Origin of the sequence: Jiangella asiatica (assembly GCF_004349065.1) — a bacterium.
In the GTDB taxonomy this organism is placed as follows: domain Bacteria; phylum Actinomycetota; class Actinomycetes; order Jiangellales; family Jiangellaceae; genus Jiangella; species Jiangella asiatica.
Genome location: NZ_SMKZ01000058.1, coordinates 1 through 26,380 on the forward strand (window position 1 = coordinate 1; position 26,380 = coordinate 26,380).

Annotated in this window: 24 protein-coding genes and 4 pseudogenes; 12 read left to right on the forward strand and 16 right to left on the reverse strand. The window is 67.6% G+C overall.

Features of this window, described 5'->3' with window-relative positions; translation table 11 throughout:
* Positions 1-117: 117 nt before the first annotated feature.
* Positions 118-957 (reverse strand): phosphoenolpyruvate hydrolase family protein, encoded by an 840-nt coding sequence (locus E1269_RS27040; RefSeq protein WP_203434119.1) that lies wholly within the window; start codon positions 955-957, stop codon positions 118-120.
* Positions 958-1,090: 133 nt separating this feature from the next.
* Here E1269_RS27040 and E1269_RS27045 point away from each other — a divergent pair, with 133 nt between their 5' ends.
* Positions 1,091-2,500, forward strand: coding sequence for an aminotransferase-like domain-containing protein (locus tag E1269_RS27045; RefSeq protein ID WP_131900464.1), 1,410 nt, complete (start codon positions 1,091-1,093; stop codon positions 2,498-2,500).
* A 41-nt stretch (positions 2,501-2,541) separates the two neighbouring features.
* On the opposite strand, the gene E1269_RS27050 is transcribed toward E1269_RS27045, so the two are convergent.
* Positions 2,542-2,901, reverse strand: a complete 360-nt coding sequence (locus tag E1269_RS27050; protein ID WP_131900466.1) for a hypothetical protein — start codon at positions 2,899-2,901, stop codon at positions 2,542-2,544.
* A 187-nt stretch (positions 2,902-3,088) separates the two neighbouring features.
* Positions 3,089-3,730, reverse strand: a complete 642-nt coding sequence (locus E1269_RS27055; RefSeq protein ID WP_131900468.1) for a hypothetical protein — start codon at positions 3,728-3,730, stop codon at positions 3,089-3,091.
* Positions 3,731-3,804: 74 nt separating this feature from the next.
* Here E1269_RS27055 and E1269_RS27060 point away from each other — a divergent pair, with 74 nt between their 5' ends.
* Positions 3,805-4,281, forward strand: coding sequence for an Lrp/AsnC family transcriptional regulator (locus tag E1269_RS27060; protein WP_131900470.1), 477 nt, complete (start codon positions 3,805-3,807; stop codon positions 4,279-4,281).
* A gap of 121 nt (positions 4,282-4,402) precedes the next feature.
* Here E1269_RS27060 and E1269_RS27065 read toward each other — a convergent pair whose 3' ends face one another.
* Positions 4,403-5,515, reverse strand: a complete 1,113-nt coding sequence (locus E1269_RS27065; protein WP_131900472.1) for a bifunctional nuclease domain-containing protein — start codon at positions 5,513-5,515, stop codon at positions 4,403-4,405.
* A 262-nt stretch (positions 5,516-5,777) separates the two neighbouring features.
* Between E1269_RS27065 and E1269_RS27070 the strand changes: the two genes are divergently transcribed.
* Entirely contained in the window at positions 5,778-7,259 is a 1,482-nt protein-coding gene (locus tag E1269_RS27070) for a DUF4185 domain-containing protein (protein ID WP_131900474.1), read from the forward strand.
* 129 nt (positions 7,260-7,388) lie between these two features.
* Here the strand turns inward: E1269_RS27070 and E1269_RS27075 are convergent, their stop codons facing one another.
* Genes E1269_RS27075 through E1269_RS27085 form a run of 3 tightly spaced genes read right to left on the reverse strand, consistent with a single transcriptional unit; the run spans position 7,389 to position 10,675 of the window.
* The gene (locus E1269_RS27075) at positions 7,389-8,945 is read right to left on the reverse strand and encodes a xylulokinase (RefSeq protein ID WP_131900475.1); all 1,557 of its coding nucleotides are present in this window, start codon (positions 8,943-8,945) and stop codon (positions 7,389-7,391) included.
* A gap of 52 nt (positions 8,946-8,997) precedes the next feature.
* Positions 8,998-9,657, reverse strand: a complete 660-nt coding sequence (locus tag E1269_RS27080; RefSeq protein WP_131900477.1) for a hypothetical protein — start codon at positions 9,655-9,657, stop codon at positions 8,998-9,000.
* Between the two features lie 31 nt (positions 9,658-9,688).
* Entirely contained in the window at positions 9,689-10,675 is a 987-nt protein-coding gene (locus E1269_RS27085) for a DUF7973 family transport facilitator (RefSeq protein WP_131900479.1), read from the reverse strand.
* Between the two features lie 51 nt (positions 10,676-10,726).
* Here E1269_RS27085 and E1269_RS27090 point away from each other — a divergent pair, with 51 nt between their 5' ends.
* From E1269_RS27090 to E1269_RS27100, 3 genes are all read left to right on the forward strand, one after another.
* Positions 10,727-11,626: a DeoR/GlpR family DNA-binding transcription regulator gene (locus E1269_RS27090; protein ID WP_131900481.1), complete on the forward strand. Its 900-nt coding sequence runs from the start codon at positions 10,727-10,729 to the stop codon at positions 11,624-11,626.
* Positions 11,627-11,664: 38 nt separating this feature from the next.
* On the forward strand, positions 11,665-12,390 hold the full coding sequence (locus tag E1269_RS27095; protein ID WP_203434120.1) for an SDR family NAD(P)-dependent oxidoreductase: 726 nt from the start codon (positions 11,665-11,667) through the stop codon (positions 12,388-12,390).
* A 164-nt stretch (positions 12,391-12,554) separates the two neighbouring features.
* On the forward strand, positions 12,555-14,936 hold the full coding sequence (locus E1269_RS27100) for a family 43 glycosylhydrolase (protein WP_131900485.1): 2,382 nt from the start codon (positions 12,555-12,557) through the stop codon (positions 14,934-14,936).
* A gap of 577 nt (positions 14,937-15,513) precedes the next feature.
* On the opposite strand, the gene E1269_RS32535 is transcribed toward E1269_RS27100, so the two are convergent.
* The gene (locus tag E1269_RS32535) at positions 15,514-15,666 is read right to left on the reverse strand and encodes a hypothetical protein (protein WP_162606650.1); all 153 of its coding nucleotides are present in this window, start codon (positions 15,664-15,666) and stop codon (positions 15,514-15,516) included.
* A gap of 366 nt (positions 15,667-16,032) precedes the next feature.
* On the reverse strand, positions 16,033-16,518 hold the full coding sequence (locus E1269_RS27105; protein ID WP_203434121.1) for a hypothetical protein: 486 nt from the start codon (positions 16,516-16,518) through the stop codon (positions 16,033-16,035).
* A gap of 565 nt (positions 16,519-17,083) precedes the next feature.
* Here E1269_RS27105 and E1269_RS32540 point away from each other — a divergent pair.
* The gene (locus tag E1269_RS32540) at positions 17,084-17,233 is read left to right on the forward strand and encodes an SRPBCC family protein (protein ID WP_162606651.1); all 150 of its coding nucleotides are present in this window, start codon (positions 17,084-17,086) and stop codon (positions 17,231-17,233) included.
* Between the two features lie 36 nt (positions 17,234-17,269).
* Here E1269_RS32540 and E1269_RS27115 read toward each other — a convergent pair whose 3' ends face one another.
* Entirely contained in the window at positions 17,270-17,563 is a 294-nt protein-coding gene (locus E1269_RS27115; protein WP_131900489.1) for a Fe-S cluster assembly protein HesB, read from the reverse strand.
* Between the two features lie 372 nt (positions 17,564-17,935).
* Between E1269_RS27115 and E1269_RS34420 the strand changes: the two are divergent.
* Positions 17,936-18,199: pseudogene (locus tag E1269_RS34420) on the forward strand (hypothetical protein); the annotation flags it as partial.
* Between the two features lie 42 nt (positions 18,200-18,241).
* Here E1269_RS34420 and E1269_RS34425 read toward each other — a convergent pair.
* A pseudogene (locus tag E1269_RS34425) lies at positions 18,242-18,474 on the reverse strand (Prokaryotic metallothionein); the annotation flags it as partial.
* 95 nt (positions 18,475-18,569) lie between these two features.
* On the opposite strand from E1269_RS34425, the gene E1269_RS27125 reads away from it, so the two are divergent.
* The 4 genes and pseudogenes from E1269_RS27125 to E1269_RS34430 all read left to right on the forward strand — a co-directional run.
* A complete protein-coding gene (locus E1269_RS27125) occupies positions 18,570-19,409 on the forward strand; it encodes an alpha/beta fold hydrolase (RefSeq protein WP_203434122.1) in 840 nt (279 codons plus the stop codon).
* Between the two features lie 140 nt (positions 19,410-19,549).
* Positions 19,550-19,948 carry a CBS domain-containing protein gene (locus E1269_RS27130; RefSeq protein WP_275264648.1) on the forward strand — a complete coding sequence of 133 codons (399 nt, stop codon included), beginning with the start codon at positions 19,550-19,552 and terminating at the stop codon, positions 19,946-19,948.
* A 40-nt stretch (positions 19,949-19,988) separates the two neighbouring features.
* Positions 19,989-20,399 carry a ChaB family protein gene (locus tag E1269_RS27135; RefSeq protein WP_131900495.1) on the forward strand — a complete coding sequence of 137 codons (411 nt, stop codon included), beginning with the start codon at positions 19,989-19,991 and terminating at the stop codon, positions 20,397-20,399.
* 889 nt (positions 20,400-21,288) lie between these two features.
* A pseudogene (locus E1269_RS34430) lies at positions 21,289-21,657 on the forward strand (glycosyltransferase family 1 protein); the annotation flags it as partial.
* Positions 21,658-21,842: 185 nt separating this feature from the next.
* Here E1269_RS34430 and E1269_RS27150 read toward each other — a convergent pair.
* The 5 genes and pseudogenes from E1269_RS27150 to E1269_RS34440 form a co-directional block, all read right to left on the reverse strand.
* Positions 21,843-22,793 carry a glycosyltransferase family 9 protein gene (locus E1269_RS27150; protein WP_131900501.1) on the reverse strand — a complete coding sequence of 317 codons (951 nt, stop codon included), beginning with the start codon at positions 22,791-22,793 and terminating at the stop codon, positions 21,843-21,845.
* Positions 22,784-23,467: an SDR family oxidoreductase gene (locus E1269_RS34435; protein ID WP_131900529.1), complete on the reverse strand. Its 684-nt coding sequence runs from the start codon at positions 23,465-23,467 to the stop codon at positions 22,784-22,786. Before E1269_RS34435 ends, E1269_RS27150 begins: the two co-directional genes overlap by 10 nt.
* Before the next feature lie 893 nt (positions 23,468-24,360).
* Positions 24,361-24,954 carry a D-sedoheptulose-7-phosphate isomerase gene (locus E1269_RS27160; protein WP_131900503.1) on the reverse strand — a complete coding sequence of 198 codons (594 nt, stop codon included), beginning with the start codon at positions 24,952-24,954 and terminating at the stop codon, positions 24,361-24,363.
* Positions 24,954-26,162, reverse strand: a complete 1,209-nt coding sequence (locus E1269_RS27165) for a glycosyltransferase (RefSeq protein ID WP_420810678.1) — start codon at positions 26,160-26,162, stop codon at positions 24,954-24,956. Before E1269_RS27165 ends, E1269_RS27160 begins: the two co-directional genes overlap by 1 nt.
* A gap of 4 nt (positions 26,163-26,166) precedes the next feature.
* Positions 26,167-26,371 (reverse strand): annotated as a pseudogene (locus E1269_RS34440) (glycosyltransferase family 9 protein); the annotation flags it as partial.
* Positions 26,372-26,380 lie beyond the last annotated feature (9 nt).

The window sequence follows — 26,380 nt, forward strand, 5'->3', positions numbered from 1 at the left end:
CGCCCGAGCCGCTCCCCGCGAACCCCCCACACGAGGACAACGCCGCTCCGGCGCCGGCCAGGCCGACGGCGCTCAGGAACGTCCGCCGCTTCATCTGCGCCGCCGTCCACGATGTGCTCATGAGGTGCCTCCCATTCCCCCGATGTGATCGCGGTGCAGGCGCCGCGCGAATGCCCGTACCTGCTCGGAGATGGCCATCTCGACCGGCAGCCGCTCCATCGACGAGGCGCCATAGAACCCGTGAACGCCGTCGGTCTGCTCCAGCACGTAACCTGCTGCCTCGGGATCGGCGATCGGACCTCCATGGCACAGCACGATCACGTCGTCTCGAACCTCACGAGCCGCTGCTGCCCATGCATCGATCGCCGTCACGCACTCGTCCAACGTCCGTGACGTCTCGGCACCGATCGTGCCGCCCGTGGTCAGCCCCAGATGGCACACGACGATGTCCGCCCCTGCTTCGGCCATCGCGGCGGCATCCTCGGTCGAGAAGACATACGGTGTCGTCAGCAAACCCTCGACCGCGGCTGCCCGGATGAGGTCGACCTCGAGGCCGTAACCCATCCCCGTCTCCTCGAGGTTCTGACGGAATGTGCCGTCGATGAGCCCCACCGTGGGGAAGTTCTGCACTCCGGCCAAGCCCAGGTCGCGAACCTCTCGCAGCAGCCGCTGCCGGTTCATGAACGGATCGGTGCCGTTTAGCCCGGCAAGCACGGGTGTCGTCTTCACCGCGCCGACGATCTCGGCAGCCATCTCCCGCACGACATCATTCGCGTTGCCGAACGCGAGCAGCCCAGCGAGCGAGCCGCGCCCGGCCATCCGGTAGCGCCCGGAGTTGTAGATGACCAGCAGGTCCACGCCGCCGAGCTCCTGTGCTTTCGCAGACAATCCAGAACCAGCACCGCCCCCGAGGACGGCCTGCCCGGAATCGATCTTTGCGCGCAGACTCTTGAGCACGGATTCGCGTGTAATGCTCACTGGGACTTTGCCTCTCTTGTCGTTGCCGGAACGCCCGTCATGTTGCCGGGGGCGGACCATGAGGCGATACTGAGCCGCGAAACGGTCCGTCACCAGAGCCAATGGAGGCCAAGTGGACAGATCGTGGAGTCGTGAAAGGCTCACCAGAGTTCTGGGTGACTGGTCGTGTCGTGACGACGGAGCGCTCTTCCGGCAGCTGGCCGAGCGATTCCGACAGTTGATTCACGCCGGCGACATTCCCAATGGTGTTCGCATACCGTCAGAACGTGCGATCGCCTCAGCCTTGGGCGTGAGCCGCTCGACGGTCGTGACGGCCATGGACCAACTTCGCGACGAAGGGCTGATCGTCAGCCGGCAGGGCGCCGGCACGTACGTGAGCCGTGCCGGCTGGCACAGTGCCGCCCGTGGCGACAGCCGGCTGAACACGTTCCTGGACTCCAACCCCATCAAGGGGTTGATCGATCTACGCAGCGCGGCGCTTCCCGGACTCCCCATGGTCGCGGACGAGATGAGTCACCTGGGGAGTGCGGACATGAAGAACCTCGTCAGCTCGCACGGATATCTGCCACACGGGCTGCCATTGCTGCGAGAGGCCGTTGCACGGTACTTCGAGGACTTCGCATTGCCGACCGAGCCCGCAGAGGTCCTGATCACGTCGGGCGCTCAGCAAGCACTCAGGCTGGTCTCATCGGCCGTGCTCGAACCTGGTGCCACGGTTCTCGTGGAGGAGCCGACGTTCCGCGGAGCCATCGAGACCCTACGGTCGATCGGAGCGAGTCTCGTCCCGGTGGCGAGCGGTCCCGACGGCATCGACCTCGCCGAGCTCCGCCGACTGGCGCACCAGACCTCACCTGCCATGATCTTCGTCCAGTCGGGCGGCAACAATCCGACGGGGGCCGTGATGAGCGCCCAGTCCCGTGCCACGCTGGCCAGGATCGCTGCTGACGTCGACACATTGGTCGTGGAAGACGCAGCGGTGAATGACGCGGCCATCGACGATGCCCCGCTGCCACCGATCCACGGCTTCGGCGCTCGAGTGATCACCATCGGCTCGGCCAGCAAGAGTTTCTGGGGCGGCCTGCGAGTGGGCTGGCTACGCGGCGACGGTGATCTCATTCATCACCTGACCGTCGTGAAGGGCGGCGAGGATCTGGGGACCTCGGTTCTCGCCCAGCTCCTGACGGCGAGCCTGATGCCGAAAATGGCACTTGCCCGCCAGCAACGGCAGGAGAGTCTGTGCCGTTCCCGCGAGATACTGCTCGAACTGCTGGCCGACTCCTTGCCTGATTGGGAACCGACCGTCCCGCATGCGGGGGCGTCCATGTGGATCCGGCTGCCGGAAGGCAGCGCGACCGCTTTCGCACAGCATGCCGGCCGGTTGGGAGTGTCGATTCTCGCCGGGCCGACATTCAGTTGCGCGGACAGGCTGGACGACCATGTGCGCGTCGCCTTCGCCGCCCGCCCCGAGGTCATCGTCCACGGTCTCGGTCGGCTTTCCCGCGCCTGGCGGGAGTTCGCGTGAGTGGTCCTGCTCGCCCGCGAGCATCGGAGAGTCCGCTGCGCTCAGCGCTGTCCGCCCTCGCCGACACCGTCATCCTCGGCGCTCTGGTCCTGCTCGCCTCCGCGCCAGCCGTCACGTGTGTTCTGGCCCTCGCCGCCGCTGTCGCGGTGGTCGAGCGACGGAGAGACGACCAGGGCGACTCGGTCCTCACGGTGTTTCCTCGCGAGCTGGTGCGACACGGCCGACGCGGTATCGCAGTCGGGGCAGTGGTACTCGCCGCCTCCGGCGTCGTGGCCGTCGACGTCCTGTTCATCGTTTCCGAGTCCGCTGGCTGGCAGCGCGTCGCGGTACTCGCGGGCGCGGTCCTGCTCGGATTGGCCGTCGCCGGTACCTGGGTGTGGGCTCCACTGCTGCTCGTGCACGCTGACGGCAGCGCGCTCGACGTAATCCGCCTCAGCGTGCTGCTGACCTTCGGCCGACCGCTCCGCACCGCAACAGCACTCGCGGCATGGGTGGCCACGCTGGCCGCTGCAGTGGCCTTCCCTCCGGTCGTGCCCGTGGCAGTGGCGCTGACGACGCACCTGGTCGTTACTGTCTGTGGGCACCATCTCAGGCACATCGCGCGGCGGTCACCACAGCGTGCTGGGCTCGACCGAGCATGAGCAGGCTGGCGGCAACGCCCGTCGAGCCGAGAACGGCAAGGCGCGGGTCCGAGTTGTGAATTCCGTAGATGCCGAAGCAGAGCAGCTCGGCCAGTATGAGCAGCCAGGTCCCGCGGGAGATTCCGGTCGGCCGCGGCGTTCGGTAGGCGGTCCACACTGACGGCGCCACCTGAAGCACGAACGACACCGTCAGCACCGTGCCGATCCCGACCCGGCCGGTGGTCAGCCATGCGAGGACGAGCAGGGCCGCCCAGCCCGCCGCTACCCCGGCGGGGCGGCGCGGGACGCCACCTCGGCTGCTGAGCAGGATGGCGAGCACGCCCGCCAGCACAGCCGCCGAGATCGCCGGCACCAGAGCGGTCCAGAATCCGGATAGCGCGAAGTAGATGATCCATCCGCCGTTACTGACACTGGTCAGAGTCGCCCACGACCACGACACTCCGGAAAGGTCGCCGGCGCGCCAGACGCGAGCGAGCTGCGGCAGGAATTGTGGCACCCCGAAAACCGCCGCCGCGACTGGCAGCCAATCCGACACCTGATCCATCGACGGAATCCGCTTCCCTCTCACCTGTGTGCTGCTTGCGAGCAATGATAAAGCGATCAGGGGGCAGTGATTTTGCTACTTCTTGCCGTATTCGCGGCCGTAGTGAAACAATCAAGCTCATGGATGCGATCGACCGACAGATCCTTGCCGAGCTGGAGTCCGAAGGGCGGCTGACTGTCACGGAGCTCGCCCAGCGAGTCCGGCTCAGCCCCGCGCCGTGTCACAGGCGTCTGCGCGAACTGGAGCGGACGGGAGTCATCAAGGGATACCGAGCCCAGGTGGACCCAGCCGCTGTCGGGCTCGGTTTCGAGGTCGTCGTCGCCATCACCATGGACCGCGAAGACGCCGCCACCATCACTGCGTTCGAAGCAGGGCTCGCCGCAGTCCCGCACGTGCGGCACGCGGAACGGCTGTTCGGTGACCCGGACTACCTTCTACGCGTGCTCGCCCCTGATCTCGCCGGATACGCGGCGATGCGCGACGAGACACTCGCCACCTTGCCGGGCGTACGGCGACTCACCTCCACCATCGTCATGAAACGTATCGTCGACAGCCGACCGTTGCCGCTCACCTCCACCAGCTCGACGCCCACGTAGCCGGCTGGTGACGATGGCGAGCACGATGCCAGCTCGGAGGTGACCGCGACCAGCGTCGTCGCGGGCGACCGGGCCGAACCCGAGCGCGGGAACCAGGAGGGTTCGGCGTCGACGTGCGCGCTCAGCGGTCGTCTTCGCGAGCACGCCCGGCAGTACGGCCAGCGACTGCTTCTCGCGCCTCGTTCGCCAGGTCCGACTCCGTGGTGGGGTAATCGCGCCACGCCGTGTAACCGGTGGCCGACGGATCGTCGAGGATGCGTTCGTCGACGCGGATGGGTGCGCCGACGATGCTCGCGAGGCTGAGCGCGTCGCTCGGCCGGGCGTCGACGTCGCGCCGGCCTACGGGTCCGTCCACGACGACGACCGCGTAGAAGGACCCCTCCACGAGTCGGGTGATTCGCACCTCGTCGACGCGTCCGCCGGCCGCACCGAGTAGACCGGCGGCGAACTGGTGGGTCATGGGGCGTGGCATCTCCACACTCTCCAGAATCACCGCGAGATAGACGGCGTTCGTGGCCAGAACGCCGATCGGCAGCTCTCTCGCCCCACCGGTTTCCTTCAAGATCACAATGTGCATCTTCAGGTACGCGTCGTCGCCCCCCGGGCGGCGGATGCCCGCGATCGTCACGTCGACCCAGCGCGGTTCGGGCGCCTTCTCGTCGGTCATCCGAGGCTCCTTCTCGACAAGTGCGGAGAGCCGAGGCGCGAGGACACCTCGAGCCTGATGGAGACGTGCCTTGACGGCGCCTGGGCTGATCCCGAGCTCGGCCGCCACCTCGCGATGACTCAACCCTTGGAGGTAGAACAGCATGACCGCGTCACGTTGGCCCGGCGCGAGTTCGGCGACGGCCTCACGAACGCGCTCAGCCACGACGGCAGCCTCGGCAAGCTCGTCCGGGCCAGGCCCGTGATCAGGGTGGTTCTCACTCGGGACGCCCGCGACCCGGCGGGATTCCTGGAGCCATCGTCTCGCCACGTTCAATGCGATGCCACACAGCCACGAACCGAAGCTTGCTGGTTTCGCCAGCCGGTCGAGGCTCACCAGAGCCACTACGATCGCCTCCTGGCTCGCATCGCGGGCCAGGTCCCGGTCACCCAGCACGGTCTCCGCCAGCCGGCGAGCTGTCTCGCAATGGCGGCCCACGAGCATGGCGAACGCCTTCTTGTCGCCCAGCCGAGCCAGTGCGGCCAGATCCTGGTCGGGGACGTCGTCACCTATGCGCTCCACCGCCACGCTCAATAGTGCAGCCGGTAGCTGCGCGGGTTAGCTTCGCCCGTCGCCGCCGTTACGCCCCACCGGCGAACCCCGGCGACGCTGCCGGCCAGATCGTCACCGGACACGCGGGAAATCCTCCGGCACGTCACGCAGCCCGAAGACTCGCCATCGGTCCGATCTTCACTGAAGGCATACTTCCATACTAGGGTTGCAGTTGTTGGGCCGCCGATGGACACGCCTGTGGCAGCAGGCCGCGGGCACACGACGAAGGAGTCCGACCATGCCGCCACCCGCCCGCCTCCCGATCCACCGCGCCCGAGCTGTCCTCGCCTCGGCCGCGCTCCTGCTGACCGTCGGCGCGGTCAGCGTGCCCGCCAACGCACAGGACGCAGACCGAAGTCGTTCTGCCGAGGCTCCGGAACTGCCCGAGGTCGAATTGTCGGAGGTGTTCAACGCCGGTCCCCGTCATCTCACGGCCCTCGACGGCACTGTCTACAGCCCACTGGAGGAACCGCCCATCATCATGGGCCACGACAACGGTCAGAGCACTCTCTACGACAACGGTGAGGGTTTGAGGTTCTCCTATTGGTCCAACGGTGACACCGGGTTGACCGAGCCCAACAGCGACGGCAAGCGCTTCCTCGGCAACACCGCCGCTCGCACGACCGATCTCGACATGAGCGACAACGTCACCGAATGGGTCTTCGACGGCGATGGGAACGGGCCGCAGGAAGCCTGGAAGCTGAACGCCGATGAGGAGGCCTGGAACGAACTGCATCTCGACACCGACGCCGCAACGGCGGGATGCCAGCCGGCGGCTGGCGTGGAGTGGATGCAGTGCGGCGACGAGTACGCGATCTGGGGCGCGGGGATCATCGCCGACCCGGACAACGAGCGCATCCTGTCCTTCTACAACCTGATCAAGCGGTATCACGCGCTCGCCGAGGACCGGCCCGACCCCGACAACCCCGGTCAGACCATCCCTTGTACCGAGCAGGATGTCATCGACCGCAACGAGGCGTGCAGAGCGTTTTTGTTCGACGGCGTCGGCCTCGGCATCGCCGAATGGACGGAGACGACCGCCGACGGCGACGGATGGGAACGGATCAACATCACGAACGCCACAGACCCAGCGATCCCCACCGCTCTCTGGCCCTATGACGACGACCCCGCGACCCAAGACACGAAGTTCGACAACGCATTCTTCCTGTATGACGGCTACATCTACGCCTACGGCTGCTTCGAGGAGCGCGCATCAGGTTGCGCGTTGTCGCGGGTGCCGACGAACGACCCCGCCTACGTTTTCGATCGCCAGGCCTGGCAGTTCTACGCCGGGACAGAGCGCGACAAGAAGGCGTGCCCCGAGAAGTGGGCAGCGGACGCAGAATGCCGGGTGGCATTGCCGGTCGACACCAACGGCGGCCCAGCGCAGACCCTCAGCGGCGGGGCCGCGGGGTCGTCGGTGTTCTGGAATCCGGAGCTCGAGCTGTTCATGTGGATTCACAGCGGATTCTGGAGCAACGACCTCCTCTATCGCGTCGCGGACCGCCCAGAGGGACCATGGTCACAGGCTGGCGTGTTGGGTACCGCAGTGCCATCGGCCGGCGAGGGCTTCGGCTCGGTCAGCTATGCCGGTTTCGCCCATCCTGAATATGCCGAGGACAACGGATTGGTGCAGTACATCACCTACGCTCACACGACCGGGTTCTTCCGCAGTGACCTCGGGATACACAAGGTCAGGTTCGCTGACCCCGACAGCTGAGACCTCGCCGCTTCGCGAGGACGAGAGAGCCGGATCCCATTCGAGGGCTCCGGCTCTCTCGGACTTGAAACCCGTGCTACAGCGGCCTCCGGACCTGCGCGGGGGCTTCGCCGATACCGTCGCCCGCCATCAGTGTTGCTGTGCCGCGGACAGGGAACGGTAGACACCCGCAGCCTTCAGGGCCTCGTAGACGTTCCCGAAGACCTTCCAGAGCTCGCTGTACCGCTCGTGCCGGCCGGGATCCGGCTGGTAGGTCTGCTTGACATGGACCATGCTCGCGACCCCCGATTCGACGTCCACGAAGATGCCCGCACCGACCGCGCCGAGGATCGCGGCCCCGAGAACGGCGCACTCGCCCTCCTGCAGGATCGAGGTCGGCTTGCCGTAGATGTCGGCCTGAATCTGGCACCAGAGGTCGGACTTCGTCGCCCCGCCGGCGAGTCGGATCTCCTTCAGGTCCAGTCCCATGGCGTCGTAGGCGGCAAGGACTTCCCGCGCCTCGTACGCAACCCCTTCGAGAACCGCCCTGGCGAGATCACCGAGATCGTGCTTCAGCGTGAGGCCGAGGAATCCGCCTCTGGCATGTTCGTCGTAGTGCGGCGTCATGGACCCGGCGAGATACGGGTGGAAGATCAGGCCGTTCGCGCCACACGGCGACCTCGCCGCCAGTCGGTCGAGGATGACATATGGATCGATCCGAGTGAACGGCTCGATGTAGCGCGCCAGGTATCCGATGTTGTCGCGGAACCAGCGATAGGCGGCCCCGGCTGCGGCCTGGATGCCTTCGGCTTCCCAGACCGGCTCCGGCGTTGCGTGCACCGAGCGGGTGATGACCCGCTGCGGATCGCTGACCGGCCTGTCGAGGTAGGCGACGGAGTTGCCGGCCGTGCCGATGGTGAGCTCGCACAGCCCCGGCTCGATGACTCCCGCGCCGATGCCGGCGCATTGCTGATCTCCGCCGCCGGTCGATATCGGCAGGCCGACCGGCAGCCCCGTCCGCCCTGCCACGGCATCGCGGATGATGCCGACCTGGCGACCGGACGGAACGATTCTGGGAAGCTGATCGAAACGGATCCCGACGGCGTCCAGGATCTCCTGGCTCCATTCGAGTCGCTCGACGTCCATCAGACCGGTCAATGAAGCGTTGGACCAGTCGATACACCAGTCGTCGATGTCACTCAGCTGGCGGAGGAAATACTCCTGTGTCGTGAGGATCTTGTTCGCCTTCGCGTACTCCTCTGGTTCGTTCTGTTGCATCCACAAGATCTTCCCGATGGGCCAGAAGGCGCTGATCGGCAAACCAGTGATGGCGTAGAACCGTTGCTCACCGATGTCGCTTCGCAGCTGGTCGAGCTGCTTCGGGTGCCTGGCGTCCTGCCACGACAGGCCCCGGCCATTGCGCAGCACTCTGCCTTGGTCATCGACGTAGAGGTGAAGGCCCCGCTGCGTCGACAATCCCAACGACGAGATCGCCAGCGGGTCGACCCCTGAAGACCGCACGATCTCATGCAAGACCGTGAGATTCGCCTCGTCGAGCATGGTGATGTCCTGGTCGACCCAGCCTGGATTGGAGTACTCGCATTCGTACTCCTGGGATGCCTCGGCGACGACGGCACCGTCGAGGTCGTAGAGCTTTGCACGTGCGCTCGTCGTCCCGTTGTCGAGTCCGATGATGTACCTGGTCATGAGGGCTCCTTCGACCTCTGGTCTGAGTACACGACGTCCGCGCCAGAGCGACTCACCTCGCGATGTCGAGGACCCACCGCAGCTGGTCCTCGATGCTCTGTCCGGCCGGCAAGGTCAGATCGAGCACCGCGCTGCCGATGGTGAACGCCCAGTAACCGTTTCGCTCGAGTTCACGGATGCGTTCCGCGCTGTCGACCGATCCAGCGTTCACCACGGCGATGTCCGGGATTCGACCGACCGCAGAAAGCAACGCGGGAACATCGCCCACGTAGCGATAACCCAGCAGCATCACGCCGTCCACGTACGGCGTCTCGATCGTTGTCTGGACGTCGCGAACGATGTCGGAGATCGCACCATGAAGCCGCCCGGGCTCGATGGTGAGATCTCCGACCGTCGGAAAGTATCCGACTCCGCTTCCCTCGACCACGTCGAGGACAGCGGCCGTGTGCGTACCTCCTATGAGGCATTCCGCGCCCAGCTCAACGGCGAGTGCGGCCGCCTCGTGTTCGGCGTCCGCGCTGGCACCGACGATCTCGATGACCAGCTTTCGCCCGTCACCGGCTATCGCGGCACCAAGTTCACGGAGTGCGCCGACGGGAAGCCCGACGTTCTTGAACCCGACATAGGGCAGCTCCTCAGCAGTGAGACCCCGGGCGACCTCGTCATAGACCTCGAAGGCATCGGGGATCGTGACGTCGTTCTTCGTGAGCATGAACTGCGTTGTGATCATCTTGCCTTCCTGGTCAAAGGCCGGTGACGAGCGCGTCGACGCCGAAGACGACTGCGGTCAACGACCAGATCGTGTTCGCGGGCGGGTCGATGTGTGTGTCACCAGGGTTCTGAACAGCGCGGGCGAAGAACTCTCCGAGAACTCCGGCCACTGCCCCGACGAGGCCGCCGATCACGAGGTTGCCGGAAGCGGACGCAGCCACAGCCGACGTGAGCGTCATGTGGTGGGTGACGGGCACTCCTATGCCGATGGCGGCGAAGACGAGCGAGACGGCCGAGACCGCGAAGCCGGTAGGAACGGCGACGCTCTCCAGGTCGGGGTTCGATGCGCTGATCTCGAGCGTCGCGTAGCTGGCGAGCAGCCCGGCGATGACACCCAACGTGGCAGCTTGAGACCAGTGCCTCTGGTGGGGCACCCAAGCCTCCTCGGCAGTGGAGGCGAAGCGCTGGCGCAGGCTCGGCCGCCGTGGCCAGCTCCCGAACAGCCCTTTCCGGCCGAACGCCATTCGAGATATGACGCCGAGGGCGACGACGGTGAGGGCGATGGAGTCGGTGCGCCCCGCGAGAGTGGGTCCGAGAAGATCGACAACGAGGTACCCGGCGGCGCCGAAGACCCCACCCACGATCAACGGCCCCGGCTTGCCGATTTCCGCCAATGCGAAGCCGATGTCCTTCCCGTCGGCCAGCTGGTTGCGTCGGGCTGCATAGGCGGCACCGGCGACTCCACCGGCGAACGCGACGTGTGGGCCGAAGAACGGCCCCAGCGCGACTGCATCGACGAACGTCGTGCCTCCACCGCCGAGTGCGATCGCGATACCGACGAGAAGAGCGACACCGCAGAAGATGAACGCAGCGAGAGCACCGATGGCCGCGCCGAACGCGCCTCCACCGAGCGCCGCGAGCAGGGATGTCCAGTCCATGGCCTCAGCTCCGTTGCGCTTGTGCATGTTTGGTTGCGTTTCGCCCCGGAAGCTATCGCAATCTGCACGGCTTCGCAACAATCAGCCTGTGCGACCTCGCATTTTCACGCCTATTGCGGCATAATCGCGCACATGGAGATGCCCGAGAGTGCGCTGGAAGACAACCTCTTGAAGTCTCAGCGACACGACCGGATCCTCGCGTTGCTGCGCTCACAGGGTCAGGTCCATGCCACGAAGCTCGGCGACACGTTCGGCGTGTCTGCCTACACGATCCGCCGCGACCTCGACGAACTCGCGGACGCCGGCATGTTGGAGCGCGTGCACGGCGGCGCCGTTCTCGCCTCCCACGTGCCCCGCACCTACGCCGAGCGCCAGGAACAGTCCGTTGCCGAGAAGACGCAGAGCGCACGCGCCGCGATCGGACTCCTCGAGTCCAACCAGCTCGTGATCGTCGACGGCGGAAGCACAGCCGCTCTCTTCGTGGAAGCGCTCCCGTCGAACTATCCCGCCACCTTCGTGACCCACGCTCCCTCGATCGCGGCGGCACTCATCGCCAAGGAGCCCGACGACGTCATCTCGATCGGCGGCCGGGTCGACCCGTTCTCGCGGGTCTGCGTGGGAGCCACCACCGTCGAGGCGTACAACAACCTCACCGCTGACCTGTGCGTTCTCGGCATCTGGGGCGTCAACGTGACTCAGGGCATCTCATCGCCCTACCACGAGGAGGCACTCGTGCGATCGGCGATGGTCGCGGCCGCCGGCAGGGTCGTCGGCCTCGCCGTTTCGGACAAGCTCGGGACGGGTGGCGCCTTCAAGGTCGCCCCGGTCACGGCTTTGACGCACCTCTCCGTCGAATCCAATGTGCCTGACGAGCTGCTTGCCCCGTTCGAGGAGGCAGGCGTGAAGGTCCTGCGCCCCGAGTCGAACCCGGTGGACGTTGTATCCAGCCGGTCGCGGCTTTCGACAACCGGGCATACCGTCGAGCGCCGAACGCCCCAGTTCAGGAGCAGCCGTCGCGTGGACGACCAGTGAACGGCCCGCAGACGGGTGACGGCCGGCGTGTCGCCCTCGTGACGGGTAGCTCGCGAGGTCTGGGCAGCAGCATCGCACGCCGCCTTGCGCGCGACGGGCTCTCCGTCGCCGTCAACGGCCTGCCCGGCGAACCTCAAATGTTCGAGGTCGCTCGCGCCATCCGTGACGACGGCGGCGTCGCCGATGCCTTTCCCGCCGACGTCACTGACGATGAGCAGGTCACCAAGCTCGTGGCGGCGATCACTGATCGCATCGGCCCCGTCGAGGTGTTGGTGCTCAACGCGACCGGCCCACAGCCCGAAGCCCCGCTGGGTGAAGTGACGTGGCACGACCACCGGGCACAGCTCGACTTCTTCGTCAAGAGCCCCGTACTGCTCGGCCGCGCCGTACTCCTCGGGATGCGGGCCCGGCGGTTCGGTCGCATCGTGCAGATCGACTCGGAGGTGGCCGACCGGCCGCCTCCCGGCCGGTCGGCCTATGCCACCGCCAAGAGCGCACAGATCGGCCTCACCAGGAGCTGGGCGCGTGAGCTCGCACCCCACGGGATCACGGTCAACACGATCGCGCCGGGGTTCATCCCCGTCGAGCGGCACGCTGACGTGCCTGCGGAGATCCGAACCGCGTATCTCAACTCGGTCCCCGCGGGACGCATGGGTACACCGGAGGACATCGCCCACGCGGTGAGTTTCCTTGCCTCGGACGAGGCGGGCTTCGTGACCGGTCAGCGCATCGTCGTCGACGGCGGCCGCGCGCTGATCGGGTGACCCCAGGGGCGCCGGGACGGCCGACGCGCTCCTCTCGCCCGCCCTTGGCGCGCCGACCACTATCTCGCAATTGGCCCTGGTGTGCGCCGTTCGTGGCGCTGACACTGAGGCTCACTCAGCGAAGGTCGTCGCCCCTGGTGCCCTCGCCGGAAGGAGTCCCCGTCATGAGGCTGTCCCGCCGCGCCATCGTGGCGCGTGGTCGAGCGTGGGGGGCGGTCCTGGGTGCGGCACTGCTGGCCGCCGCCCTCACCCCGCCGGAGTCGCGGCCGCTGGACGGTCTTCCCGCAGCGGCCGACGCCGACCTGACGACTGCCGGCCACTCGCCCGGACGCGGCCAGGTGCAGATGCCGCTGGTGCCCGGTGTGTCGGCGGACCCCGCGATCACCACGCACGACGGCCGCTATTACCTCACGTACAACAAGGAGGGGTTCGCCGACTCGATCGTGATGCGGGTCGCGTCCAGTCTCGACGGCCTGTACCACGCGCCCGATCAGGTCGTGTGGGAGGGCGGGCAGGGCCCGGCGGAGGTCAGGTCGCGGGTCGGGCTGGGGTCCTGGCTCCTGTCATGGAACGGCCGGTGGTATCTGTACGGCTGGGGGGACGACGGCTCGAGCGTGACGACGTCCATCCCGTTCGTTCTCGAGAGCGAGGGCGACGATCCTCTGGGTCCGTACCGGTTCAAGGCCATGTTCTCGTCGCCGGCCCCGGAGATCGGAGGCGATGGTCATGGATATGCGGCGAGTCCGGTCAGGGTGGGCGACCGGCTGTACCTCACGCAGACCTCGCAAGGTCGTATCTTCCTCGCGGAGCTGGCCGACCCGTGGACGCTGGCCACCGGCTGGTCGCCGATACTGAAGCCTGGATCGGACGGCTGGGAGTGCGCGAACGGGCGGTGCCTGGTCGAGGGTGGCTCGGCCGTGGTCCGAGACGGCCGGGTCGCCCTCCTGTTCTCGGCCGGAGGATACGAGTCTCCCGACTACTGCGTCGGTATGGCTGTGGCCGACGTGGGCGACGACCTCCGTGATCCGGCGGCCTGGACCAAGTCCGACGACTGCGTCGTCGCCCGCGACGACGATGCCGGTGTGTACGGGCCGGCGTCGATGATCTGGTTCACCAGTCCGGACCAACGCGAGGACTGGGTGGTCTATCACATCAAGACGACGACCGAACTCACCGGCGGCGATCGTGTTCTCCAGGCCAGGCCGGTGACCTGGCGCCCGGACGGGACGCCGGACTTCGGTCACTCGCTGCCCGAGGACGCCTTCCGGCTGCTCCCCTCCGGGGATCCGGGCGGGCGGTTCCACGAGGCGGAAGACGCCGACAGAACGGGCGCCCGGGAGGTCCGGTCGGGCGCCGCCTCCGGAGGCCGCTACGTCAGGATCGAGAACGGCGACTCGGTCACTTTCTCGGTGACCTCGAACCGAGCCGGCACGGTTCCGGTCTACGTCTGGGTGCGCGCGGAGACCGGGCAGCGTCCGAGGCTTCACGTCCGGGTGAACGGACGGGAGCCCGTCGCCGTCGCAGTCCCGGTCGGTGGACGTTCCGAGGGCTTCGAGGCCGGCCAGTTCGCCACGGTCGCGCTGCCGCTGCGCTCCGGAGCGAACACCATCGAGTTGACCGGCGCCGACCAGGTCGTCGGAGTCGATCGGGTCTGGATCGACTCGCCGTTGACCGCCGACGGCGCGGCGGCGGCACAGCTGGGTGACCGGTTGGTGGTGCTCGACGTGGTCGACGGCGGGATCGAAGCGACCGCGTGCACGGACGAGACGTGTGAGCTGCTCGATCCGCCGCCACCCCCACCGGAGCGTCTGGTCGGCCATCCCGGGGCCGTCTCGCGGGACGGAACGTCCGTCGACGTCTTCGCCATCGGCACGGACGGCACGGTGTGGCAGACCGCTCTACGCGACGGGCACTGGAGTGCGTGGGACGACCGCGGCTCGCCGCCCCCGGGGGTCGCGCCAGGAGGCGTGTCGGCAGCAGCGCGGACGTCAGACAACCTCGACATCTACGTGTTGGGCACGGACGGCAGGGTGTGGAGCACCGCGTGGCAGGCCGGCGGCAGCTGGATCGGCTGGTTCGCTCCGGACCAGCGCGGATACGGTGTCGGACAGGTTTCGGCGCCGTCGGGTGTGGGGCGCCGGCCGCTCCAGCTCGACCTGGCCAGTGTCGGCAGCGATGGGCAGATCTGGCTCACGTGGTGGAACCGGTCCTGGAACCGCAGCTATCCGGTCGGCGCACCGCCGGGCGGGGCGACGTCGGCGCCGGCCCTGGCGTCGAGGGACGAGAGCTCCTTCGACGTCATAGTGCGTGGCGCGGACGGCAACATCTGGGGCGCGGAGTTCGACGACACGCACGGATGGAGCGAGTGGGTACGCGTCCCGGGCGAGCTACCCGGTGGCGCGGACTCCGCCCCGGTTCTGGTGGCGGACCGAGCGACGGGGACGGCCACTGCCGCGGTCCGGACGGCCGACTCATGGTGGACGGCCACGCTCGAGGGGACCAGCTGGTCGCCGTGGCGGCGGCTTCCGCCGCCGGCCCGACGGTGACCGCCGACAATTCAACGGCCGAGATGATTGCTATGGGCTCGAACATGCGACGGTCGGAGCGGCAGGCTCATTTTCGAGACGTCCTTGCCGAGATCAATGCCGACGACCGCGGTTTCGCAGTTTTTCGAGGACGCCGATAACTTTGATGCGAAAGTCCGGGTTGGTATGGGTGATTCCGGCACAACAATAGTCGAGGCAATCAACCGGTACAGTGACGACCCGCCACCGGAAGCGCCGAGGTGTTGGAACGACTGGCCAGGCTAGGATTCACTGTCACCGATGGCGAAATGTACCCGTGGCGTCCGATCGACACGACCTCGCTCGGATCTGCCAGCTTTTCTCGGTTCGCCTAGTTGCCCACGGCAACGCCCGTACAGCGGCTTTTACCGGTTCACCGGCACGGGATCGTTCGACGACACACCGATCTGCTGCTTGCTGGCCGGGAGTCCAGACCGTTCAGCGCCTCCGGGACGGCGCCAGGGTCGGTCAGCTTGGTCACGGTCGGCCACCTCACGGTCACTGTTTCGCGTGATTGTCTGCGTTGACCGGTTCCGGCACCGGCCACTCGTGTCCTTGGCTACCTCTCGTTCGCGTCGCGACGCTCGTCCGATGCCTTCGTCAGGTCCGGACGCCCGTCGTCCGGAGCATTGTTCGACGGCTCGGAGTCCTGATCCTGATGCTCGGCATCGAGAGCCTTCTCCTGCTGTTCGTTCTTCTCGGCTTCGCTCATCGACATCCCATACTCACGAGCTCTCGTGACCATTCGGTGAACGGCTCAGATCGAGGGTCTGCGGTAGCGAGATCCTGGCCCCGATTGGCGACGCCGAAGACGGGAAACAGAAGCGGCATGAGTGTCCAAGACCGCACAGCGACTTCGCGACGACAGCCCACCATGCCATCAGATGTCGCGGCCGGCCCACACCTCTTGGACCCATGTCGCGTCCGCGACCGCGATAATGGTGTCGCGGGCATGGATGCTCGTCCTGACCAGGACCCACACGAGCGCGCCAATCATGCGAGCACGACCACGGCGCTCACATTCGACCCGCTCAGAAGGCGACCAGGTAGCTTCTCACCGCGGCCCGGCGTCACCCGGCTAGGTCTTTCGATGGCTTCGATCGTCGAGCCGCTCAAGCGCGAGGGAAACCACGACAGCATAGGCCGCATGTGGCACGACATCGGCCGCCCAGTCCAGAGCTCTCCATCGACGCGGATCCGTGACGCGCAGACCGATCATCGGAGCATTGCCAGCCAGCGTCGCGAGGACCCAAGCCGACAGGGTGGCCCGTGGCGATCGGGTCCACTTCCCGGCCTGCGCCACGCCAAGCACTGCACCAGTCCCTACGCCTACGGCGACGCCGAGAAGCGCGCCCATGCCGGACAGACGCGCCTCCCGCTTGGCTTCGTCGCCGGCTGACGAGACACCGATGAGCTCGGCTATGCGTTTGACCGTGTCGTGCGGCGTGGAACTGCTCGGTCGACCCCGGGCGATCATGTCGAGATACGTCGTCGCGTTCAATGCCGTCGTGCCGGCTGCACCGGCGAGCGCGCCATGCACGAGATGGGGCGTCAAGGTTGCCATGCCCATGTCATTCCCGTTGCGTCGAAATCCAGTCAGGAGCTGCCGTCGGACAGCGGTTGAGACTAGGCATCGATCCGGCGACCGTGACGGCTGGATGTCGGTCGTCGAACCGGTCGAGAAGCTGTTCGTCCTGCGCTTTGTCTTGACTATTGGCTCTGCCTTCGATGCCCCCGCGCAGCAGGGCCACGGTGATCGTGGACCAGCGCGGCGCTTCTCGGTGCGCCGCCACTACAACCCAGCCGGTGAAGGCCCAGCAGTCCGCGAGACCGAATCCACCTGTTCCGGCCCAACTGGCACGTTCTGTTTGACCTCGATCACTGCATCACCCCCGGCGTCGCCGTAGTACGTCACTCCCGGCCGTACCTACCGCGCTTGCGTTCAGCCTCGCCACGGTCCGACGACGTCATGAATGCCAGGTAGCCAGCAAAAGGGCAGCATGGAGGCGAGCTCTGGCCAGAAACCTGCCTCGAGTGAGGCTCAGTCGCGTCATCGCGCATCGCGCGCGATCCCGCGTCAGCCACGTCACCGATCGGCTCACCTGACTCGTATCCGCGGTCTCGTCCCGATGGCCGGCGCGATCGGCCATGCCGTGGCCCGGTTTGCCGGCGCGAATCCCGGGCACAAGTTGAAGCAGGATCTGCAGCGGATCAAGTCGTTGGTCGAGACTGGCGTATCGCCGTCCCACGCCGCACAGCCGACCTCCGACGTGGAGTAGACCCGTGCCTGGTTGTGCCACCCCGCACCAGGGTGCTTATTCGCCGCGTTCGCTCACCTGGAATCGCACCTGTCCTTGCTCGCTGACTCGAGCACCGAGCGTTTTGTGATCAAGTGCGGTCGCCGCTGCCGGCGCCAGGAAAACCCGGGCGCCTCCGATGTCGATCACCTCGTCCAGCGGCGCCGGGCCAGCCGCGAGTTCCGCCGCGAAGGCAGGCGAGCCGTCCTGTTTGACGACGGGGGCGATGCGCAAACCTGCCCCCTCAGGCACGTGAGACTCGTGGACGAGTGAACGGATCGCGGAGACGGCGTTGTCGGTCATTGTGAGCATGTGAACCTCCTCATGGAAGTCAAGGCATGTACCCACACAGCACGGAGCCACGCGCCGGGCACTGCGTCGCGGCGTCCTGCCGGGCGAACGCGAGGTGCCTCACTGAATCGGTCGGAGAAGTTGGTCTCGGACGAAGTGCCAGGTCTGCGATTCGCGGAAGTGCATCACATACTCCTGCAAGATCTTCGGCGCGCCCACGAGGAACAAACAGCCGTATCTGCGTGACCTCATACAGAAGCACCGCGTGTCGCGTCAGGACGCGATGGCCCCACGCAGCATCGGCCTTTCCCGCGCACCAGCAGCCCCATGCCCGCGACGCACAACGCAGCGACTCAGTCTGCGTTCGCAAGGCTGAGCAGGCATCGCTGTTGCATGCCTCTGTCTTCGGCTCGACGCACTGGTGGCCCGAGTCACGCTCGCCGGTCCTGCGCCACTACGGCAACGGGCGCCTGTGAATTGCCGTCCGGGGTTGGCGGCCGAGCTCCCATCGACGTCAACGGCGGATCAGCGACGCCTCTCGGCCATCTCTCGGCCAGCGATCCGAGTACCGAACTCTCGCCAGCCCACCCCGGAAGTCGAGTCCCAGCCAAGGCGATCTCCTCCCCTGTTCCGGTGCGTACACGATGCCTCGAGGAGGCGCTGTGGCGGGACGAGCCACAAGGAGTCTGGGACGGCATGACGTCGAGCGAACGACCTCACGCCGCTCTGCTGGGCACAATGGGCGCAGCAGAGCACCTGCACGCCGACCTGGATGCCGTGTCCGATGACCTTGCAGCCGCAGTGGGCGCAGGTCGGCGCGCAGCGGTGGATGGCGCGCATTCGAAGCTGTCGAGGACGAATTCCTGGCCATCGGCGGTGCGCAGGGTGAAGGCGTCGCGATATTCGTTGCCGCAGACCTCGCAGCGGTTCATTTGGTGCTCCTGCCGGCTGGTGGCGTGTGTTGCCGGACTACGGACGCACACCCCGTACGGCCAGGTCTGAGTCAGCATGTGAGCGTCACAAGTACGTGGCCATCCAGGTCTCGCGGCCGAGGTCGTTCGATCGCGCGACGCTTCGTGGTGCTCGGAGTGGGAATGAGATCGCCATGGGTCTGCGATGTTCGAGCCGGTGGAGCGGGCACGAGTTCACTGCTGTCAGCGGCAACTGGATGCACGCAGCGGTCCTGGGTGAGGCCGACGGCGTCGAGATCGTTTGCGTCCACGGGTTGGGAGTGTCCCATCGGTACTATCTTCCGCTTGCCCGCGAGCTGGCGTCGGCGGGCTTGTGCGCTGTCGCGCTTGACCTGCCCGGATTTGGACGAAGTCGCGGGCCGGCGACGGCTCTTGGCGTGCGTGGTCTGTCGCTCGCCCTGGCTGGGTGGTTGCGAGCCAGCGGACGAGAAGGGGCGCCGCTGGTGGCCAACTCGGCGGGCTGTCAAGTGGTGGTCGATCTTGCGGTGCACGCGCCGGAGGCGGTGGGTCCGCTCGTGCTCATCGGCCCGACCATGGATTCGAGTGCCCGCAACCCGGTTCGTCAGATTGTGCGGCTCCTGCTGGACGTTCCGTTCGAACGTCCCTCGGTGTGGGCAGTGTTCGCGGGGGACTATGCCCGGTGCGGTCTACGACGTGCATGGGCAACCTTCGGTCATCTTTTGGCCGATCGCATCGAGGACAAACTCGGTGGTGTCCTCACGACAGTTGCCGTTGTCCGCGGGCAGCACGACCCGATCGCACCTGGCCGCTGGACGACCTTCCTAGCCAACGGCCTCAGCGACGCGTTCTGCGTCCAGGTTCCGGCCGCAGGTCACGTGGCGCAGTACTCCAACCCGGCTGCCGTCGCGCGGATCGTCGTCGACATGGTCTCGTGACGCCTCGACGTGCGATCTCTTGCGGAGCGCCCTAACACGGGGCGGTTGGCGTAGCCGATCCCGGGTATCGGCCGTTCGTAAGCACGCGTGCAATGCCGTCCCGAGGAGGAGACATGACGACTCGTACGGTGGCCGAAGTGATGACTGAGCAGGTAATGAGTGTGCCGACGACTGCTCCGGTCCGTCAGGCGGCTGAGGTGATGAGAGACAACGACATCGGCGACGTCGTGGTCGTCGATGACGGTGTCGTGCGTGGCGTGCTGACCGATCGCGACATGGTGATCCGTGTTCTCGCCGACAACAAGGAACCCAATGCTGTGACCGTAGGAGAGGTCTACAGCGCCAACGTCGTGGTGGCGCAGGCCGACACCACCATCGACGACGCGGTCCGCGCCATGCGTGATCGTGCGGTACGCCGGCTGCCGGTGGTCGACCGCGAAGGACGTCCGGTCGGTGTCGTCTCGATCGGCGACTTCGCACGGTCCGAGGACCCGCACTCCGCGCTAGCGGACATCAGTGACGCGCCACCGAACACCTGAGGCCGCCACCGATCCAGCTGAGATGAGAGGAGCGACGACCATGCCAGCCAGAGAGGACATGCCGTCGACACTGCGACGTTCGCCGAAACGGGCGCAGGAGGTGTGGGCCAAGGCCCATGACTCGGCGGTCGAGACATATGGCGAAGGCGAACGCGCCCACCGCACCGCGTTCTCAGCGCTGAAGCACCAGTTCCAGAAAATCGGCGACCACTGGGAGCCGAAGGACGGAAAGGGCCCATCGGATCCGCAAGCCAGCCGCCGAACTCCGTCGGCGCGGACGCGACCACGCGAAACGGCCGGCGGCGTGGACGCCAACGCATCCAGGAGCGACCTGTACGAGACGGCCCGCAAGCTCGGCGTCGAGGGCCGCTCCCGGATGACCAAGGGCGAACTCGTCGATGCGATCGACAAGGAGAACGAGCGCCGCACTGCACGTGCGCGGGACCGCTGACCGTACCAGCCGGTCGGACCGTGAGCTCAGGGGCGAGGCGTATGTGGGCGCGGCGCATACGTTACGCGACCGACTATGGTCGAGATCCGCAGAACTGGTCGCGAACCCGTCGAAGCGAGGCCCTCTTACCTGCTGCGCCTCGCTTTGTAGCGTTGGGCCTCGCGCTTGGGGTGATAGGCACGTTGGGGCTCGCCGCGCGGCTGTGGAGCGACGCGAGCACCGGTGTTGTCGGCGGATTCATCGTGCGTGGGCTCGTCGCGGTCGGGCCGCGCTGCACCTCGCGAGCGTCAACAGGCGGGGCGGCGCGCCCGCCACGAGACACCACGGCGCCCACGCGTCCGCCGGTTCTCGAGGCGGCGACGAGGGCTGCCGCGGCGCCGGTGCTGGCGCCGAGATAACCAGCGAAAAGCTCGCCATAAAGGGCTCCTGGGCAAGCCATCTGCTGCCCGGCCAGTCGTGGCCGATCGGGACGGAGACGCGGCCAGCAGGTCGACCTCGTCGTCGGTGGTTTGGCTGAAGTCGTCGTAGTAGGCGCCGATCGACACCATTCCTTCCAGGGCGGTGGCGCATACGACGTCGTCGGCGATGGCCGGGAGGCGGCGCGCGGTGTCGGGCGGGCACACGGGGGTCGCGAGCAGCAGCCGGCGCGGCCGGTAGCCGCGCAGGGACCGCAAGGCCGCCTCGGCTGTGACCCCGGTGGCCAGTCCGTCGTCGACGAGAATCAGGTCACGCGCCTCTGGTCGGGCAACGAGGCGGAGCCCGCGGTAAAGGTCCACCCGGCGTGCGAGCTCGGCACGCTCGTCCTGGACGAGCCGACCCAGCTGGCGCCGATGCCGAACTCCGGTTGCCGGGCGCCCCGACCTTGTTGTGGCATGTACATGGTTCATGGATGACGTCGTTGTCCATGTGGCCGCAGGATGTCGCGGAAGTCGCCGCGGATTGCTCTTCGCGAGCAGGACATCGACGTCGTCGTGCTGCAGCGGCCGCACGAGGCCCTGCTGTGCCGTGAGTGGCTCGGACGCCGACCGGGGGCGACGTGCCGGCTGTGTACCTGGAGCACAACACTCCTGGCGGCGGCGCGGTGACGACGCGCCACCCGCTGGCCGACCAGAGCGAGATCCCGATCGTGCACGTGACGCATTTCAACAACGTGATCTGGGACAACGGCATGGCGCCGGCGACCGTCGTCGAGAACGGCATCCTCGACCCCGGCTACAAGTACACCGGCGAGTTGGAACGGACGGGTGTCGTCGTCAACGGGATGCATCTCGCTCGAGCCGCCGAGGCCGGCCCCGGCGATTCGGCAGTTCGTCGGCGATCAGGACGCGGCGCGTGAGGCCGGTCTGGTGGCGCGCGAGGCGGCGACGGCGCGGTACGGCGTGAAACGGTTCCTCACGGTTCCTCACGGACTGGGACGCCGTGCTCGACGACCTCGTCTCCCAACTATTGCCCGCGGATGCCGCCCAGCAGGGCGTCTGCGGCGGCCACGACCTGGTCGACCTGAATCGCGGCCAGTGCCGGATCGAGGTGGTCACCGTGAGGGTCACCGCTAGGGCCGTGCCACAGCGCGATGTGCGGGCCGGATGCCGGAGGCCCCCAAATGCTGGGCGGCGTCGGCCCGAAGAGGACGACGGATGGCGTGCGGAACGCCGACGCGAGGTGGGCTACGCCGGTGTCGTTCGAGACAATGAGTGCAGCACGGGCGATCAAGGCCGCCAGCTCGTCCAATGGCGTCCGCCCTGCTAGGACAGCCGCGGGGGGCAGACCGGCCAATACGCAAACTGTTTCGGCCAACTCGGTTTCGGCCGCGGACCCCGTGACCACGACTGGTCGCCGCCCGCCGCGTGAGACGAGCTGTCGGGCCACCGCGGCGAATCGCTCCACCGGCCAGCGGCGGGCGGCGGTGGCGGCGCCTGGGTGGAGGACTACCGCACCGTCGACTGGCGAAGCCACGGTCGGCGGCGACAACAACAGGTCGTCGACCGGCGCGGCGACCTGCAGCTCGGTCTCCACCAGCCGACACCAGCGGAGCACCTCGTGCTCCGCACGCATCCACGGCGGACCAGTGACACCGAGCTTGTCGTTGCCGAACGCGACCAGCCGGCGCGGTCGCAGCGTGGCGAGCAGGACGTGACTTTGTGGGCCGCGGCCGTGCAGGTTGATTGCGACGTCGGGCCGTGCTGCGGGCCACGGCAGCGGTTCCAGTGGTCGGGCTGGCCACAGCAGGTCGATGGCGCCCGTCAACGGCGCCAAAGGCGCCAGCTCCGGGGCTGTGGCGAGCACGAGCCGATGCCTCGGTAATGCACGCCGGATCGCACGGAATGCCGGCACACCGGTGAGAAAGTCGCCGAGTCCGAGCGCCCGGTAGACGAGCGCAACCTTCTCTACGGCCACGAGCTCTCGATCGAGGGGGTCACGACGAGTTCGCGTACTTCGCAACCAGGCGGCTGGTCGAGGGCGAAGAGGACCGCGAGGGCGACGTCGGACGGACGGTTGAGCTTGGCGTCGGCGGGCGGCTTGTATTGCTCATCGCGTCCGTCGAAGAACGGGGTGTCCATGCCGCCAGGTATCAGCAGCGTCACACCGATGCGGCCGGCCGTCTCCGCGGCGAAGGCTCGGGTGAATCCGACGACGCCGAACTTCGACGCGCAATAGGCAGTTGCGTCGCTCAGGGCCCGCAGTCCGAGCGTCGACGCAACCGTGACGACCCGGCCGTGCCGCCTCTCGAGTTCAGGCAGCGCGGCGCGGACTACCCGGACGGTGCCCAGGAGGTTGACCTGCACTACATGCTCCCATTCGTCGGCGGGGACGTCCGCCAGCCGGCCACAGGAGTCGACGCCGGCGCAGGTGACGACGGCGTCCAGGCCTCCGGTCCGGTCCACGGCGGTGCGCACGGCCTCCTCGGCGGCACCGGCCTCGGCCAGGTCGGCGACGACGTGTTCTACCGGCGCAGAGGGCGGGGTCCGGTCGAGTACGACGGCGCGTGCTCCGGCGTCGTCGAGCATGTGCGTCACAGCAGCACCGAGTCCGGACGCGCCGCCCGTGACCAGCACGGTTCCCAGAGTCATGTAGTCCTCCTGGTGGTCAGTTCTCGCAGCTTGGTGTCGATCGCGCGCCGCCGAGGGCCCCGCACTGCCGCTGCGATGTCGCGACCGGTCTCTCGGTCCCGCCCGATGACCGGTGAGTCCGCTGTCAGCCCGGAGGCGGCGCCGGTACCGACGAACCTCGTGGCATCGGCGACGGCATACTGGACGGCCTCGTCGGTCACGCGGCCGGTGCCGAGCACCATCGCGGCGGCGGCCGTGTACGAGCGCGGTGGCCTGTCGGGCCGCGAGCGGCCATGCACCGTTTGGTCCGGCGTCAATGCTCGCTGGCGCTCCGCTGCGGTGTACCCACGTATCGGCCTCGTCGGCGTTGGGTGTGACCAGTTGTGGGTCGGGTATCGGCGCGGCTCCGTGCGGATGGGGATCCCAGATCACAGGCGGCTGCCGGGGAAGCGTCGTCAGTAGCCACCGGATGCTCGGCACAGCCGTGACTCCGCGGCCGTAGTCGGAGACCGAGTCCGCGTCCGCGGCCGACAGCGCGTCGACAGCGGACCTGGTCAGCTCGCCGATCTGAGCGGGCTCGCCGCCGGTATCGAGCCGGACGACGGACTGACCGTCGGCACGGATTCGCCGCTTGACAGGCGTGCTGCCCGTGTAGGGCAGGGCGTGAACACCAACCACGTCGCCGATCAGTTCGCGCAAGCGGGCGGCCGGTTCGTCGTCGGCCATCGCCGCGATCAGGCTCAGTTCGGCGCCGCGGGATGCGGCGACGTAGGCGGCCAGCGCCGCGCCACCGGGCCGGGCCTGTTCGGAAACATCGTCCAGAACGGGAACCGGGGCGTCTGGTGACAGGCACCGGGCGCGACCCACTAGGTCGACGTCGAGCAGGACGTCACCGATCACCGCGAGACGGACCGTCATGTCACGACCTCGAGGTCAGCGCCGACTTTGGCGTCGAAGCTTGCGCACATGATGTGGAGTGCGACCAGGTGCAGTTCCTGCACGGTTGCTGTCGTCGGCGCGGGCACGCATAGAGCTTCATCCGCGAGTTCGGCCAGCGGGTTGGGCTCGGGACCGGTGAACGCCCACACGGTCAGTCCGCTGGCCCGGCCGCGTCTGGCAGCGGCGAGTAGGTTCGCGCTCCGACCGCTCGTCGACAGCAGAACCAGCACGTCCCCTTGGCGCCCGTGTGCTTGCACCTGCCGGGCGAAGAGCTCCTCGACGGAGTAGTCGTTGGCGATCGCCGTGAGGCTCGAGGTCTCGGCGCTCAAACAGATGGCCGAGAACGGCGGACGATCGTTCCGGAACCTCCCGACCAGCTCGGCGGTCAGGTGCTGGGCCTGAGCCGCGCTGCCACCGTTGCCCGCGGCGAGCAGCCTCCCGTCGGTGGTGAGAACGCCGGCAAGGTTCCGGCCCCACGTGTCGGCGATGTCGGCGCACGGGCCAAACCGTGCGATCGCCGATTCAAGGCGGCGGACGTGTCCCTGGTGACTGGGCTCCCGAAACGTCATCACGGGACCTTCGAGGAAATGCGACCAGTTCTCGCGGCGACCCGGGCGTAGACACGCTCGGTGTCGCGAGCGATCCGCTCCCAGCCGTAGAGCCGGCGGGCCCGCTGCAGACCATCGCTGCCGTAGGCGTCGAGGCGCCGGGGGCTGGCCAGCATCTCGCGCAGCACCTGAGCCAGGCGGTCCGGCCGGTGGGGCGGCACCAATTCACCGGTGATGCCCGGCACCACCGTGTCGAGCAGGCCGCCCACGACGGTGCCGACGACCGGCCGGGCGCACGCCATCGCCTCCAGCGGGACGATCCCGAACGGCTCATACCACGGCGCGGTGACGACGATGTCGGCGGCACCGAACAACGCCGGCATGTCCGTCCGTGCCACCCGGCCGAGCAGGTGTAGCCGGTCGGCTGTGCCGTTCGCGGCTGCCCGGGCGCGGATCCGTTGTGCCTCGGGGTCGGCGGCAAGAGCGTCCGGGGCGGGTCCGCCGGCCACGTGGAGTTCGACGCCGGGCAGTTCGCTCAGCGCGTCCACGATGTCGGCCAGCCCTTTGCGCTCGACCAGCCGGCCGACGGTGAGCAGGCGGCCGGCCCGCGGGCCCGGCCGCGGCGGCGTCGGCACGAAGAGTTCCAGATCGACCCCGCACGGGATGATGGTCGTGCGGCCGGCGCCCAGGCCCATCAACGCCAGCTCGGCCACTTCGGCGGTGCAGGTGGCGATGATGTGGTCGACCTCGGCGCAGAGAGTGTGCTCGATGCCGATCCGCTCAGACGGGCTGGTGTCTTTCGAGCCCTGGTGCCGCCGCTTGACGGTTCCCAGCGCATGGAACGTCTGCACTACCGGAGTCCTGGTTGCGCGGCCGGCCTGCACCGCCGTCAGCCCGCTCATCCAAAAATGGGCATGCGCGATGTCGTAGTGTTCGTCTGCCCAGCGGTCGGTCAGGTAGGCAGAGAACGCTGCCATGTGCGGGAGCAGCTCATCCTTCGGCACCTCTGTCGGTGGTCCGGCCGGCACGTGCTCGACGACGTAGCCGTCCGGCGTCGTCACCTGGGGCGGCGAGTCCGGATCGTCGCGCCGGGTGAACACCGTGACGTCGTGTCCGCGTGCGGCCAGCTTCGTGGCCAGCGCCGCCACGTGGACGTTCTGCCCGCCTGCGTCGACGCCGCCGATGACGGCCAGCGGGCTGGCGTGTTCGGACACCATTGCGATCTTCATCAGGTCACCTTCCCGCGGCCGGCTCGTGCGTCTGGCGTGTGGTGGCAAGGGCTGCGATGGCACGGATGACTTCGTCCGCGAACACCGAGGACAGGGCACGGGTGCCCGGGGATCGTGCACGTCGTGACCCGGCTGTCCCGGCACGGCGCGTGCTGGTCGCCGAGCAGGACGTGCGGCACCCGGTACGGCGCCCATCGCGCCGCCGGCAAGGTCCGTCG